The following is a 13,731-nucleotide window of genomic DNA, read 5'->3' as shown; positions in this document are numbered from 1 at the left end:
CACAATTACTCCCACGACAAGCGTGAAAGCCGACGCGGGGTGAAATGGTGGCGTAAGTGGATGCGCATGATCCACGCGGCCCATCACGAGCCCCGCGATCGACCCACCGGCGAGAATGTAGATGCTGACGACCAGTGGGAGGATCATGCCCGGCCACCCCAATCGTCGAAGCCGGGGATCGGCTCGTCGCCCGTCTCGCCCGGCGCGAGGATCATGCCGGTAGCGGTGACACGGGTGCCCGAGGTCGGCTGGTCCGTGGTCGCTTGTGGGACGGGCGCGGAGCCCTGAAAGGCGGCGCCCGTCCCCTTACGTAGTAAGGGGGTGTGTGGGGGGAGGTGTTCGGGCGAACTGTTCGGGGGTGTTTGGGGAAGGTGTTCGGGAACCGTTCGGGAGAGGTGTTCGGGGGTGTTCGGGGTGGCGCGAATAATCGTCACATCACGCCCCTTGCTGGAGTTGCGGAACGTGTGTGTTTCGATCGCGCCGATGGCGAACAGGCGATCCATCGCCGCCTTCAATCGGTTACGCTTGAGCCCCTTCGCCTGCGGCATTCCCTCGAACTGAGATGGTGCGTAGTTGGGACCCGAGTTGGGTCCGACCTGCCGCCCTTCACCCTGCCCTGCTCGTTCTGCGAGGCACGCCAGGAAGGCGGCGTTCTCGGTATTTGCCCCGACGATCGCTGCCAGTTCAGCCCGCCGGTCGTCAGGCAGGTCCTTGTCCAGGATGAGGGCGAAGTCGTGCCAGCGAAACGTCAGCTGCTGATCCGGGCGTGCGTAATTGGCCTTGCCGAGCGTCAGCACGCGGGCGTCCGGGTCCATGCCGTCGTCGGGGCGCTGCAAGACGATCTGCGAGCGAACGGCATTCAGCCAGGCGGTGGAGCCCGAGTAGCTATCGCCGGCCTTGTTCGGGTGGCCGATCAGGATGATCGTGACGCCCTGCTCGCGGCACAGTTGATAGAGAAGGTTGATAAACCCGGTCACCTGTCCGCGATCGTTCTCGTTGCCGATGTAGAGGTGACCGACGTTGTCGAGCACGATTAGCTTCGCGCCGGTTGCCTGGATCGTAGAGCGCAGCAGCGCGAACGCAGGTGCAGGCCGCAGCTTCCCCTCCTGATCAAAGATTGCCAACTCGTTGTTAAGGTGACCGCGAAGCGACACCACGCTGAGCTTGCCAGCAAGGTCGTTCAGCGACGTGCCGATCGCCGACGCGATCTTCTTGAGGCGCCAGTGGTTCTCTCGGTCGTCATCCTCAGCCGTGACGTAGAGCGCCGCGCCAGGTTCGACCGCGATGCCCAGCATCGGCTTGCCCGCAGCACTGGCGGCGCACAGTTGAAGCCCGAAAGTCGATTTGTTGGTGCCGCCCGGTCCGGTGAACAGCGTCACCTCGCCTTCCGGCACCACGCCGGCCATGCGGAACGCCTTGGGCTCTGGTTCGAACCGCGCCCAAGCACCCAGATCGGCGATCTCGAACGTGTCGATGGGCTGGTGCAACGCCGCTTCCGCCAGTCGCACCAGCTCATCAGAAGAACCGCCACCCGCCAGCCAATCGGACACATCGCCCTTGGCGGGCAGTCCGGGGAGTAGCAGTCCCACCGACGACGCTGCAACGCCATCGAGCGCAGCCAGCACCGCGGCTACGTGCTTTTCGCCAGCATCGTCGTTGTCCTGCAACGCCACGACCCGCCTGCCTCGCAACGGCGCGGCGAGATCGTTGGTGAACTTGCCTGCACCGCCGGGGTTGGTCGTGGCGACGAGCCCGAGCGCGGCGAGGCGATCCGCATCCTTCTCACCCTCGCAGACGAACACGATCGTGTCAGGATCAGCAGCAAGGATCTCGGGCAGACGATACGCGACGCGACGGACGCCCTGCATGCAGCCGCGAGCCGCATGAAACCCGCCCTGCCCGTCAGGGCCGTGCTGGAGGAAAGGCGGCACCGCGTCCTTTCCACGACGTTCGACACGGAACAGCACCACACCATTCTCGTCGCAGTAATCGTAGAAGCCGGCATTGACGGGGCGACGCGGCTGCGGGACATCGCGCTGCCGTTCGGCAGGTGTCGACGGGTCCTTCAATCCCTGCTGCTCCAACCACGCAAGCGCGCCAGCCACATCGCAATCGTTGCGAAGGCGGATGAGGTCGATCACGCCGCCGCTGCGATTGCCTTCGTAATCGCTGAACCAACCCGCGACGGTATCCACCTCAACCGACCCGTTGTTGCCGAAGCGGAGCCGATCGCCGTTGGACAGATGCTGGTTCGGCTTACCCAGCAAGAGCGGCGCGACGCGCGTCATCAGCGCGGGGAAGTCCAGCGAGAGCCGCGGTGCGTGCGCGGCGTCGTTCATGCTGCACGCTCCCGCCGGTGTTCCGGCAGGGTCCACACGACAGCGCGTTTGCCCGTCACGTTGCGGCGGCGCTGCCCGCTGTCCACGATCAGGCCCTTGGCTTTCAACTCGCTCGTTCGGGGCTGAACGGTCCAACGATCCATGCCCATCGCAGCCGACAGCTCGTCCGCGGTATAACCGCCGGGGCCAGCGGCACGGATGTGCGCAAGCGCCATCTGTTGAAGGCGTCCGCACTTCGACTTCATCGCCTCGGCGGCTTCGCGGCCGGTATCAGCATCACCCTTGAAGCCGGGTTCGCTCGGATAGCCGCTCATGGTGCATCACCTTGCGCGACAGAGGGCAAACCGTGCTTGTCGAGCAGGATGCGCAACCAGTTCGCCTGCTTCTCCGTCAACGGATTGGCATCGAACGCGAGCCCACCCAGGAACTGCCCCTCACGAGGACGCAAGGGGGCTCCGCTCGTTAACACCGCCATTGCCGCGGCGCGATGATCAGGGAACGTAGTCATGCCACGTCTCCCCAGATCAACATGCTAATTAGTTCAGCCCGCGCACCGACAATGCCGCAAGCAGCAGACAACCGTTGAAGCCGTAAGAAAGTGGTGTTACCTAATTGATCGCTGTCGTTGACGGAATTCGTGGTGCCCCGCTGACCCGGCCAGGTCTTGCGGGGTGCTTCGCTTTTAGGCCGAAGCGCAACCTTTGCGCCCACCATTGCAGATCACGCCGCCTGTTCCACGAGCGCGCGAATGCTGTCGGTTTTTACCAAGGTGCGGCGTCCGATCTTTACCGTCTTCAATCGGCCTTTACCGATCAGCTCGTAAATTTTGGTGTGTCCGAGACCAAGAACCTTCTTGGCTCCATCTACCGTAACCGTAAGCGGTTCCATATCAGTCGCTCCTAGATGCTGGCGGTGGCCAGCGGGCGACAGCGAATTAACCCGCTCCTTACAGTATATTCCAAGGATTTAAATTCGCGGTTCCGTCCGAGAAGGTGCGAGCTACGCAGAGTAACCCGCTTGTTGTCGGAAAATACGCCCTGACCTATTCACTGCACTTAGCCAACTCTCTTGGCTGAGCACGGCATTGCGCCGAATGTGATCCTTTCCGAGATAGCGATCCATCTTCAGTCGATCGTTGATCGGTTTGGCACCCCAGGTCGCTACTGCATCGCTTGGCCACCGCGACATCGTATCCCATTCCTGACCAAAGGCATTAGCCAAGGCGGAATGTCGTTCAGCAGTCGCAATGCCTGCGCCCTCTAAATAGGCGTCCCAGCGGTTGGCGCGGAACTTGGCAACAAGCAGCCGCACCTGCTTGCGATAGCCAGGCAGTTTTGCCGTCAGGATCGGCTTATCCCCTCGCGCAATGCTTTCACATTCTTCTGCGAGTGCTTCGAAGCTATCGTTGTGTGTTCCAGGTGCGATGCTGGCAAACAGTAAAGCAGGCCAGTGCAATCTATCAGCTAAGGCGAGCAAATGGTCTTTCCGGCTTTCTGAACCCGTTGGGCCGTAAGCTAGAGCAAGAACCTCTGGGCCGCACATCTGGGCCGCCATGTCTAAAGCGTGAGCAAGAAGGCTTCGAGCCTCTCCTCGCCGCCACTCAGCTGGTGCCGACACGGATGCATCAAAGTTGTTCCTCATCCAGAAGAACGTGGAAATTTCTTCCATTGCTTCTGCTTCGGATACAGCACCCCGCTTGTTCATACCCAAGACCTGACCTTGGTAGAAACTGATAGGATGCTCATGCTTGATCCTCGCACGTCACGAACGCTCCCCAAGCCTGCAGCAGTTGCTGGCGCATCCTGACCAATGTCGTGCGCTTGTATGCACGAACTACCTTATCAGGTTCAGCGTGGGCTAAGGCGGCTTCGGCAACCGCGTCGGGTAGGTCGGGATGATGTTCAGCCGCCCAATCACGGAACGAGCTGCGAAAACCATGCACCGTAAATTTTTCACCGGCGGAGCGAACGACCTTGGTCAAGGTCATGTCTGACAGCGGCGTGTCTCTGCGTGACGAAAAAACGAGTTCGTCAGGTTTCGGCTGGCGCCCCTGTATAAGGCCCCGCAGCAGGGCGACGGCTGGAGCATTGAGGGTGACCAAGTGCGCTTCGCGGCTCTTCATCAGTTCGGCTGGCCGACGCCACTCGGCACGATCAAGATTGAACTGCCCCCAGCGCGCGTGACGCACCTCCCCGGATCGCGCGCCGGTCAAGATCACGAGCTGGAGCGCCTGCCGCCCCTTCGTCTGCACGCTCGAGCGTAGCTGATCGAAAAAGGCTGGAACGTCCTCATACGGCATTGCCGCGAAGTTTGAGGCCTTGGGTTGTTTGCCGAGGCCCATCGTCACGGATCGACCTGGCGCTTCCGCGGGGCGCCACCCCTTCGAATGACTGAAGTTCAGCACCTGTCCGATGCGCATCCGCACCTTTCGAGCAACCTCGGGCTTCTCAATCCAGATCGGCTGCAACAGGTCGACAATATGCCCGGCGGTGATCGTCGCGACGTGAAGGTTGCCCATCTCGGGGAACGCGTAGGCTTCCAGCGACGAAAGAAAGGCGGCTGCGTTTTTCTCAACCCATCGGCTTTTTAGAGCCTCGTGCGTGGCGAACGTCGCGTCGCGGAACGTCTTCACCGTGTCCTTCTCGCGTTTCCGCTCAGCCACCGGGTCACGGCCATTCAGCGCGTGCTTGCGTAGCTCCCTGGCCTTTTCACGTGCGCCAGCAAGGCCGAGGGCGGACAGCGATCCGAGCCCGATGTCGCGCCGCTTTCCGTTGTGCTGCACCCGCAGAATCCACGACTTCGATCCGCTGGGCTTGGTGATCAGGCACAAGCCATCGCCGTCGATCAGCCGACCGGGAGGCGCGTTCTCAACTTCCTTGGTGGTGAGCTTGCCCACAGTCCGTTCCCACAGATTTTCCCCACATTCGCGCGGCTAGGGACGAACGTCAACGAACATTAACGGAACAGGGAGGGCGAACCAAGAGGGAACGGCACCTTGGTGACGAGCGGTGGCGAACAACCGCGAACAGGTAGTTATACTCCTGTCGGGTGCGCCAGCTCAATTCAACGCTTCGGGCGGCACCACCGGCACCAACAGGGGTGCGACCGGAACGCCGTCGTCGATCAGCGCGCGGGCTTCCTCGCGTGTGGCCTCGCCGTGGATGAGCGCGTCGGGCTTGTCGCCGGCGTGGATCGCACGCGCCTCGTCCGCGAAGTTCTTGCCGACCCAGCGCGAATTCTTGAGCGCCGCGGCCTGCGCGCCCGCGATCGCTTGGAGTAGCGCCTGGGGGTCGAGCTTCGCGGGCGCAGGCGCGCTATTGCTCTTCGCGGCGACGCGCGGCGCCATCACTGCCTTTTCGATGTCGACCGACCCGCAGGTGGGACAGGCGATCAGTCCGCGCGCGCGCTGGTCCTCGTAGGCGTCGCTGGAGCCGAACCACACCTCGAACACGTGGTCGCCCGGGCACCGCAGATCGAAAACGATCATCGACTGATCCGAATCGACGGGCGCGTCGATCAGGCGGCGAGCATCGGGTCGAGCTTGCCCGCGCGTTCCAGCGCGACGAGGTCGTCGCACCCGCCGACGTGCTGCCCGTCGATGAAGATCTGCGGCACCGTGGTACGCCCTTTGGCGCGGCCGATCATCTCCTCGCGCTTGGCGCGATCCATCGTGATGTCGGTTTCATCGACCACGACGCCCTTGTCGCCGAGCAGTCGCAGCGCGCGCGCGCAATAGGGGCAGAATGCCTTCGTGTAGATTTCGACCTGTGCCATCCCACCGACCTGTGGTCGCGTACCCGGCTTGTCAATCCGTCGAAGTGCCGGCGGCGTCGTCATCGAGCACGCGCGTCCAGGCGAGCACGGTGACGCGCGCAACGCCGCCGCGACGCAGCACCGCGATACAGGCATCGGTGGTGGCGCCGCTGGTATAGACGTCGTCGACCAAGACGACATGCTGCCCGCGAAGCGCCGCCGCCCCCTCGCCCGCGCGGAGGCGAAACGCGGCGCGGACCGCCTGCGCGCGCGCGCGGCGCGAATGACCGCGCAGTGGGGCGGTGGCGCGGCAACGCTCGAGCGTGGTGCGGTCGGCCGGAATGCCGCTCAGCCGCGACAGATGATCGGCGATCAGCGCGGCCTGATTGTAGCCGCGCCGCCACAGCCGCCAGCGATGAAGCGGCACCGGGATCAGCAACGTCGCGTCGTCTGGCACGTGACGCGCCATCAGCCGCGCCGCCGTCTCGGCATAAGCGGTCCGGCGCGCATATTTGAGCCGCAGTGCCACCGTGCGCGCAACCGCGCCGTAAGCGACCGCCGCGCGCACCCCGGCGTGCGCCGGCGGCTCGGCGATGCAGCGCGCGCACCGCGCCGCCTCGCCGCGATCGTGATCGAACGGTATGTTGCAGGCGGCGCACCACGGCGGCCCGATGAAACGCAGGCTCGACCAGCAGGTGGCGCAGAAACGGTGAGCCGCGCCGACGATCTCCCCGCACCCCGGGCAGCGCGGCGGGAGCGCGAGATCGCGCGCGAACGCCAACAGCCTGCCTGCCGCCCGCATCAATGCCTATGCTCCCCTGCCCCCGCCCGCCCCTTGTCGCGGGCCGGCGGCGTCGCCACAAGCGCAACCGTGACCTCGCCACCCGAAATCTTCGACCGTGCCGCGCGGCGGCGCCGACGCGACCGCGCCGCGCCGGCGTTTCGCGATCACGACTTCGTCCGCGCCGTGATGCTCGACGGCATCGAGGAGCGACTGTCGGCGGTGTTGCGCGGGTTCGACGACGTGCTCGACCTTGGCTGCTTCGACGCGGGCTTCGCCCCGCCCGCGGGCGCACGCGTTGCGCGGTTCGACCCCGGCTTCGGCTTCGCGAAGGCGGCGCACGGCGTTCAGGGTGACGAGGACCGCCTGCCCTTCGCCGACGCGAGCTTCGACCTGGTGGCGGCGGCGGGTACGCTCGACACGGTCAACGATCTGCCCGGCGCGATGACGCTGGTGCGGCGCGTGCTGCGGCCGGGCGGGCTGTTCCTGGGCGCATTCCTGGGCGCGGGCTCGCTCACCACGCTGCGGGCGGTGCTGCGCGAGGCGGAAGCCGAGCGGCCGGCGGTGCGCGTCCATCCGCAGATCGAGGTCCGCTCCGCCGGCGATCTGTTGCTGCGCGCGGGGTTCCGCCTGCCGGTCGCGGATGGCGAGACGCTGACGGTGCGCTACGCGACGCTCGGTCGCCTGCTCGACGACGTGCGCGGCATGGCGGCGGGCAACGTGCTGAGGGATCGATCGCCGCTCACGCGTGGTACGTTGGCGCGCGCGGCGGCGGCGTTCGCTGATCGCGCCGACGCCGATGGCCGGACGTCCGAGCAGTTCGAGCTCGTCTTCCTGACCGGCTGGGCCCCCTCGCCCGAACACGACGCCGATCGCCGCGCGTCACCGGCGCAGGCGAACGGCTCGGCACTGCCCCGACCGGCGGGGCGTTTCGACTAGATCAGTTCGTCGTCGTCGCCGGTGGCGAGCAGACGGCCCATCGCCTCGAACAGCGAGTCCATCGCGACGGGTTTGAAGATGACGTCGTCGGCGCCCGCGGCGAGGCATTGTTCGCGCAGGTCGACCGCGCGATCGGCGGTGACGACGATGATCGGCAGCCTGCCCTTCGCGTCGCCGCGCGCGCGGATGTGGCCGATCGCGGTCAGCCCATCCATGCCCGGCATCCGCAGATCGACGAGGAGCATGTCGAACTCCTCGTGCTCGATCCGCTCGAGCCCGATCTCGGCGCTCTCGGCCTCTTCCATCTGCGCGCCGGCGACGTCGAGCATGTCGCGCACGACCCTGCGGTTCATGCGATCGTCTTCGATGAAGAGAACCCTCATGCCCGTTCCCGTGTCCGCGCAGGTGCCGTGGCGATCGTGTTGCCTATCACTACGACACCTTACGCTAAGCCGCGCCGCGCACAAGGGCGCGTTCGACGCGCATGACGCGCTCGACTAGTAGTTTTTTGCCTATCGGCTTCTCGATCACCGCGGCGACACCGCAGGCGGACAGGCGCGTACGCCGCTCGTCCGCCAGTGCAGGAGTGAGCAAGGCGACGGGCGCGTCCCCCGCCGCATCGACCAGTGCGCGGATGTCGCCGACACCGTCGAGGACCGTTTCGTCGGCGTCGACGAGCACGCGCTGGACCGCGCGTTCGCGCGCCATGTTCCGCGCTTCGACCAGATCGCCCGCGATCACCACCTCGCCCTCGCCGTCGAACAGCGCCTTCAACATCGCGCGCGTGATCGGGCTGCGCGCGACCAGCATGATGGGGGGTGCGGCGTCGGCCGTCACCGGTGCGTCGGCGGCGACGAGCGGCAGGTCGAGCGTGAACACCGCCCCGTCCCCCAGCGCGCTCTCCACCGTCACGTCACCGCCCATCGCGCGCGACAGGCTTCGACAGATCGACAGGCCCAGGCCCGTGCCGCCGAACTGCCGGGTCGTGCCCGCGTCGGCCTGACGGAACGAATCGAAGATGATCTCATGAGCGTCGGGCGCGATCCCGATGCCCGTATCCGCGACCCGGACCTGGAACCGGTCACCGTCGCAGCGCACCGCGACGCTGACATGGCCCGCGGGGGTGAATTTCACCGCGTTCGACAACAGGTTGAAGACGATCTGACGCAACCGGACCGCATCGCCGACGATCCAGCCCGGGCACGCGTCGATCTCGACCACGAAGGCGAGGCGTTTCGCCTCCGCCTGATCGCGCCACAGCCGGCACGCCTCGTCGATCACCCGCCGCAGATCGAGCGGCGCCTGCTCGAGCGTCATCTTCCCCGTCTCGATCTTCGCGACGTCGAGGATGTCGTCGACCAGCGCGCGCATCGTCACGCCCGCGCCGTGCACCACCGACAGACGTTCCTGCGTGGCGGGGTCGAGCGTGCGGTCGGCGATCATCACCTCGGTCATGCCGAGGATGCCGTTCAGCGGCGTGCGGATCTCGTGGCTGGTCGCGGCGAGGAATTCGGTCTTGATCGCGAGCGCGCGCGCCAGCTTGTCACGCGCGGCGCGTAGGCGATCGCGACTACGCCGGAGCGTCAGCATGCCGAAGCCGAGCAGCGCGATGATCACCAGCGTACCGAACCCGGCGATCGCGAAGATCGTCCGCTGCATGCTTGCCTGATCGCGCTCGTGCGCGACGGTCGCCTGCAGTTCGTCGGCCTTGAGCTTCGCGATACGCAGCTCCTGGTTGGCATAATCGAACCGCGCCGCCGCGAGCGCGGCGCTGTTCGAGCGCGCCACCTCGGTCGCCTGATCGTCGAGCCGCTTCAGCGCCGCTAGATGCTGCAAGGCCCGGTGATCGTCGCCGAACGCGGCGTAGATCGCGTAGGCGGTCTGGTGGTCGTCTCGCTCGGTCAGGATCGTCTTGCCAAGGTCGATCCCAGCGAAACGTTCGTCGATCAGCGCGCGCGAACGTGCGAGATTGCCGTGCTGGAATGCCGATTGCGCCGCCAGCCGCAGAAAGGTCGGGCGCGCGAATGCGCCGTCGCCGGTGCGCGAGAGCGCGAGGCCGCGCGCGATCACCTGATCCGCCGCGCCGAGATGCGACTGGAGCAGTCGGACGTTGGCGAGGTTCGCGAGGATGATCGGCAGATTGGCGTCGCTGCGCACGCGACGAGTCAATTGTTCGGCGCGAATGAAATCGGCTTCCGCCTGTTGGTAGCGGCCAAGCGCGGTCAGCGTCATGCCGCGGCCGTTCATGATCGCGATCGACAGGCGGGGATCGCGATCGAAGATATCGATCGCCTGCCCGAAATAGCGCAGCGCCGCCGCGCGATCGCGCGCGCTGTCGTAGAGGATCGCGAGCAGGATGAGCGACTTGGCCTGTCCGCGTTCCAGCTTCAGCTCGGCGAAGCGATCGTGCGCATCCTGCAACGCCTGGAGTGCGCGCGTCACCTGGCCCATGTCGATCAGGACGCCGCCTTCCGACAAGACGATTTCGGCCGCCAGTTCCGACCGGGGGATCGTAGCGACGGTCTTCGCCCTTGCCCGCGCGAGGAGTTCGAGCGCGCGCCGCGGATCGCCGGCACGTCCCGCCGCCTCTCCGCGCAGCCACAAGGCAGTGGCCTGTCCGCGCGACCGCGTCGCATCGGAAAAATCGTGCCGTGCGATCGCCTCCGCCCGCACGGCTGCTTCCTCCGCGCGCTGCGGGGACAGGAACATACTGGCCTTCGCTTCCGCGACCGCGGCATCATACGCCGCCTGCCCGCGGCCGCTGCCCGGTGAGGCTGCCGCGACGAGCGCTAGGCCTGCGGCGGCTGATAGCAGCGGCTTGGTAGCAGCGCGGCGCGTCAGCCGCGTTTCCACGTTGCCGCCAGTCGGTTGAAGCTGTTTCGCGTCGTCTCGGGTGCGCGACGGTGACGATCTTCGCGCAGGAACGAGACAAAGGCGTCGAAGGCGATCGGCCGGCTGATCAGGAAACCCTGGACCATGTCGCAACCCATGACGGTCAGGAGCGCGAGCGCGGCGTGCGTCTCCACCCCTTCCGCGACGACTTCCATGTCGAGCGCGTGCGCGAGATCGATCGTCGAGCGCACGATCAAAGGATCGCGGTTCGAGCTGGTCAGCTGCGTTACGAACAGCTTGTCGATCTTGAGTTCGCGTGCGGGCAATTGCTTCAGATAGGCGAGGCTCGACAGACCCGCGCCGTAATCGTCGATCGCGACGCGGATGCCGATGTCGGCGAAGCGTTGCAGATTGGCGATCGCGCTCTCGGGATCGCGGATCACCGACGTTTCGGTCACCTCGAACCCGAGCGCGACGTCGCTTTCGGCGACCATCCGGCACGCCTTGGCGACGAACGAATCGTCCGACAGCAACTGGCCCGAGATATTGACGAAAAGGCGCAGGTCGTAGCCGTGATCGCGCAGCCGCCCCGCGTCGAGGATCGCCTGCTCGATCGTCCACAGCGTGAGCCGGCGAATCAGCTGCGCCTGCTCCGCGACCGGGATGAAATCGCCCGGCAGGACGAGCCCGCGGGTCGGATGCTGCCAGCGGATCAGTGCCTCGGCGCTCGTGATCTCCTGCCGACGCGCATGGACCTTGGGCTGGTAGAACAGTACCAGCTCGTCGCGCCCGATCGCGAGGTCGAGTTCCTCGGCCAGCTTCTTCGCATCGTGGGGCAGTGCCTCGATCGCCTGCGTGACCGGCTTGTCGTATTCGCGCGCCTTGGCGAGGGCGCGTTCGGCCTCCTCGGCAAGCGTCACCTCGTCCGCCTGCCACGTGCCGACCGCACCCGCGATCACGATCTTGACGCGGTGCTTCTCGCCGTCGAGGTCGAGTGGGGCCTCGAAGGCGCGGCACGCCGCGGCCATCAACGCGTCGAGTTCGTGCGGCGCATCCCCCGCGACGTCGAGCTCGATCAGGTTGCGCCCGACCGTGCGGACGCGCGCGTCGGCGAGCGCGCCGCGCAAGCGCGCCGCCATATCCTCGACGAGCATGTCCGCCCGCGCGCAGCCGAGATAACGGCGCAGATAGGGGAAATTGGCGGCCTCAATGAGCACGTGGAATCGGCAGGTGGCGCGCGGCACCGGGAGCGATTGGATGAACTGGGCACTGCCAAAGGACGCGTTCATGCCGTCAGATTAGGCGGCGAGGACTAAAGAATCGCTTAAGAGCGACGAAGATGGTTAACAACGCGTTAGCCACGTTGCCGACGTCGTTAACATCGCGTAACTAGAACGGGCCTTCCGACGGGAAGGTAATTCTGGGAGAAAAACTATGCTCGCGTTCGTTTTCGCGCTGATCACCGGGCCGATCCTGAAGCCCTGGTAAAACCAGCCGGTTCGGACGTTTCACTGCGATTTTCGGATCGTGGTGGTTCGTCCGAACCATTTTATGTCGAGGCGTAACAGCGACGGCCGCCCTCAGGCGGCTTTTTTGTGGCGGTCGCCAACGGGGTTGCTGAACTCCATCGCATTCTCGATCGAACCGAACCGCAGCGCCATTACGTCGAGCGCGTAATTCTGGTTGAGCCGCCACGGCTTGCGATCGCCCTGGCGCGGCAGATTGTCGATCGCGCGCTGAATATAGCCCGACGAGAAATCGGCGAACGGTTGCGGGACGATTGCCGCATCACCCGTGCGCGGGGTTGCCTGGCGCACGCCCTTGCGACGCATCGCGTTGAGCAGCCGGCAGACGTAGCGCGCGACCAGATCAGCCTTCAGCGTCCATGACGCATTGGTGTAGCCGAACGTGAACGCGAGGTTCGGCACGTCGGAGAACATCATTCCCTTGTACTGAAGCGAATCGGCCAACCGAACCGGCTTCCCGTCGATGCTGAACGTCGCACCACCCATCAGCGCCAGTTCGAGCCCCGTCGCGGTCACCACGACGTCCGCGGCAATCTCCTTGCCAGAGGCGAGCCTGATCCCGTCCTCGGTGAACGTATCGATCGTGTCGGTTTCGACCGAAGCGTCACCGCGCTTGATCGCGTCGAACAAATCGGCGTCGGGGACCAGACACAGGCGCTGATCCCAGGGATTGTAGCGCGGGGTGAAATGCGTCTGCACGTCATAGTCGGCGCCCAGATGCTCGCGCACCATGCCGAGCAGGCGTTCCTTCGTCCGCTCCGGCCGCTTGCGCGCGAGATTGTAGAACAGCATGCCGAACAGCACGTTCTTCCACCGCGTGACCCCGTAGGCCGCCTTCGACGGCAGCATGCGGCGCAGACGATTGGCGAGGCCATCCTCCGCCGGGCGCGACACGACATAGGTCGGCGAGCGTTGCAGCATCGTCACGTGCGCGGCCTGCTTCGCCATTTCGGGGACGAGCGTGACCGCGGTCGCGCCGCTGCCGATCACGATCACCTTCTTGTTCGCATAGTCGAGGTCGGCGGGCCAGAATTGCGGATGGACGATGCGTCCGGCGAAGCGATCGGTGCCCGCGAAAGTGGGCGCATGGCCCTTCGCGTAATCGTAATAGCCCGAGCACATGTAGAGGAAATTGCAGCGTACCTGCCGCCGCTCGCCGCCCTGCTCGACCTCGAGCGTCCACGCCGCATCCTCGGTCGACCAGACAGCGCTCTTCACGCGCTGGCCGAAGCGGATGTGGCGATCGATGCCGTATTCCTGCGCCGTCTCTTGAATATACTCGCGGATCGACGGGCCGTCGGCGATCGCCTTGGCCTTTGTCCAGGGGCGAAAATCGTATCCGAGCGTGTGCATGTCGGAGTCGGAGCGGATGCCGGGATAGCGGAACAGGTCCCACGTGCCGCCGATCGCGTCGCGCGCCTCCAGGATCGCGAAACTTCGGTCCGGGCAGTTCTTCTGCAGGTGATAGGCCGCGCCCACCCCCGACAGGCCAGCGCCCACGATGATCACGTCGAACTGCTCGGTCATGGCCGGCTCCTCTTCCTGGGAGCCGGCTTACACG

The 13,731-nt window shown here is 65.6% G+C and carries 14 protein-coding genes; 1 reads left to right on the top strand and 13 read right to left on the bottom strand.

From position 1 onward, the window contains the following. Positions 1–143 precede the first annotated feature (143 nt). The 9 genes from KZ810_RS03220 to KZ810_RS03180 form a co-directional block, all read right to left on the bottom strand. Positions 144–2,339 (bottom strand): AAA family ATPase, encoded by a 2,196-nt coding sequence (locus KZ810_RS03220; RefSeq protein ID WP_219767525.1) that lies wholly within the window; start codon positions 2,337–2,339, stop codon positions 144–146. Further along, a complete protein-coding gene (locus KZ810_RS03215) occupies positions 2,336–2,653 on the bottom strand; it encodes a hypothetical protein (RefSeq protein ID WP_219767524.1) in 318 nt (105 codons plus the stop codon). Before KZ810_RS03215 ends, KZ810_RS03220 begins: the two co-directional genes overlap by 4 nt. Beyond that, entirely contained in the window at positions 2,650–2,847 is a 198-nt protein-coding gene (locus tag KZ810_RS03210; protein ID WP_219767523.1) for a hypothetical protein, read from the bottom strand. The genes KZ810_RS03215 and KZ810_RS03210 overlap by 4 nt, the downstream gene beginning before the upstream one ends. A gap of 212 nt (positions 2,848–3,059) precedes the next feature. Beyond that, the gene (locus KZ810_RS03205) at positions 3,060–3,227 is read right to left on the bottom strand and encodes a helix-turn-helix domain-containing protein (RefSeq protein WP_219767522.1); all 168 of its coding nucleotides are present in this window, start codon (positions 3,225–3,227) and stop codon (positions 3,060–3,062) included. Between the two features lie 111 nt (positions 3,228–3,338). Continuing rightward, the gene (locus KZ810_RS03200; RefSeq protein ID WP_219767521.1) at positions 3,339–4,049 is read right to left on the bottom strand and encodes a hypothetical protein; all 711 of its coding nucleotides are present in this window, start codon (positions 4,047–4,049) and stop codon (positions 3,339–3,341) included. 31 nt (positions 4,050–4,080) lie between these two features. After that, positions 4,081–5,235 (bottom strand): tyrosine-type recombinase/integrase, encoded by a 1,155-nt coding sequence (locus tag KZ810_RS03195; protein ID WP_219767520.1) that lies wholly within the window; start codon positions 5,233–5,235, stop codon positions 4,081–4,083. 162 nt (positions 5,236–5,397) lie between these two features. Beyond that, on the bottom strand, positions 5,398–5,826 hold the full coding sequence (locus KZ810_RS03190; RefSeq protein WP_219767519.1) for a DUF1178 family protein: 429 nt from the start codon (positions 5,824–5,826) through the stop codon (positions 5,398–5,400). A gap of 29 nt (positions 5,827–5,855) precedes the next feature. Continuing rightward, positions 5,856–6,113: a glutaredoxin 3 gene (gene grxC, locus KZ810_RS03185; protein ID WP_219767518.1), complete on the bottom strand. Its 258-nt coding sequence runs from the start codon at positions 6,111–6,113 to the stop codon at positions 5,856–5,858. A gap of 31 nt (positions 6,114–6,144) precedes the next feature. After that, positions 6,145–6,894 carry a ComF family protein gene (locus KZ810_RS03180; protein ID WP_219767517.1) on the bottom strand — a complete coding sequence of 250 codons (750 nt, stop codon included), beginning with the start codon at positions 6,892–6,894 and terminating at the stop codon, positions 6,145–6,147. 69 nt (positions 6,895–6,963) lie between these two features. Here KZ810_RS03180 and KZ810_RS03175 point away from each other — a divergent pair, with 69 nt between their 5' ends. Beyond that, positions 6,964–7,812, top strand: coding sequence for a class I SAM-dependent methyltransferase (locus tag KZ810_RS03175; RefSeq protein WP_219767516.1), 849 nt, complete (start codon positions 6,964–6,966; stop codon positions 7,810–7,812). On the opposite strand, the gene KZ810_RS03170 is transcribed toward KZ810_RS03175, so the two are convergent. From KZ810_RS03170 to KZ810_RS03155, 4 genes are all read right to left on the bottom strand, one after another. Beyond that, entirely contained in the window at positions 7,809–8,195 is a 387-nt protein-coding gene (locus KZ810_RS03170; protein ID WP_219767515.1) for a response regulator, read from the bottom strand. The two genes, KZ810_RS03175 and KZ810_RS03170, sit on opposite strands and share 4 nt — an antisense overlap. Before the next feature lie 64 nt (positions 8,196–8,259). After that, positions 8,260–10,665: an ATP-binding protein gene (locus KZ810_RS17340; RefSeq protein ID WP_219767514.1), complete on the bottom strand. Its 2,406-nt coding sequence runs from the start codon at positions 10,663–10,665 to the stop codon at positions 8,260–8,262. Further along, positions 10,650–11,861, bottom strand: a complete 1,212-nt coding sequence (locus tag KZ810_RS03160; protein ID WP_308461474.1) for an EAL domain-containing protein — start codon at positions 11,859–11,861, stop codon at positions 10,650–10,652. The genes KZ810_RS17340 and KZ810_RS03160 overlap by 16 nt, the downstream gene beginning before the upstream one ends. Before the next feature lie 363 nt (positions 11,862–12,224). Beyond that, the gene (locus tag KZ810_RS03155; protein ID WP_219767512.1) at positions 12,225–13,697 is read right to left on the bottom strand and encodes a flavin-containing monooxygenase; all 1,473 of its coding nucleotides are present in this window, start codon (positions 13,695–13,697) and stop codon (positions 12,225–12,227) included. Positions 13,698–13,731 lie beyond the last annotated feature (34 nt).

Origin of the sequence: Sphingomonas citricola, assembly GCF_019429535.1 — a bacterium.
Classification (GTDB): Bacteria; Pseudomonadota; Alphaproteobacteria; order Sphingomonadales; family Sphingomonadaceae; genus Sphingomonas; species Sphingomonas citricola.
The sequence above is the reverse complement of the archived record's forward strand: the minus strand, read 5'-3'. Positions and strand labels throughout refer to the sequence as shown.

What these genes read in the sequence shown, in the direction of transcription:
- KZ810_RS03220 (WP_219767525.1), bottom strand. Translation starts at nt 2,339, where the DNA reads ATGAACGACGCCGCGCACGCACCGCGGCTCTCGCTGGACTTCCCCGCG.
- KZ810_RS03215 (WP_219767524.1), bottom strand. Translation starts at nt 2,653, where the DNA reads ATGAGCGGCTATCCGAGCGAACCCGGCTTCAAGGGTGATGCTGATACC.
- KZ810_RS03210 (WP_219767523.1), bottom strand. Translation starts at nt 2,847, where the DNA reads ATGACTACGTTCCCTGATCATCGCGCCGCGGCAATGGCGGTGTTAACG.
- KZ810_RS03205 (WP_219767522.1), bottom strand. Translation starts at nt 3,227, where the DNA reads ATGGAACCGCTTACGGTTACGGTAGATGGAGCCAAGAAGGTTCTTGGT.
- KZ810_RS03190 (WP_219767519.1), bottom strand. Translation starts at nt 5,826, where the DNA reads ATGATCGTTTTCGATCTGCGGTGCCCGGGCGACCACGTGTTCGAGGTG.
- grxC (WP_219767518.1), bottom strand. Translation starts at nt 6,113, where the DNA reads ATGGCACAGGTCGAAATCTACACGAAGGCATTCTGCCCCTATTGCGCG.
- KZ810_RS03180 (WP_219767517.1), bottom strand. Translation starts at nt 6,894, where the DNA reads ATGCGGGCGGCAGGCAGGCTGTTGGCGTTCGCGCGCGATCTCGCGCTC.
- KZ810_RS03170 (WP_219767515.1), bottom strand. Translation starts at nt 8,195, where the DNA reads ATGAGGGTTCTCTTCATCGAAGACGATCGCATGAACCGCAGGGTCGTG.
- KZ810_RS03155 (WP_219767512.1), bottom strand. Translation starts at nt 13,697, where the DNA reads ATGACCGAGCAGTTCGACGTGATCATCGTGGGCGCTGGCCTGTCGGGG.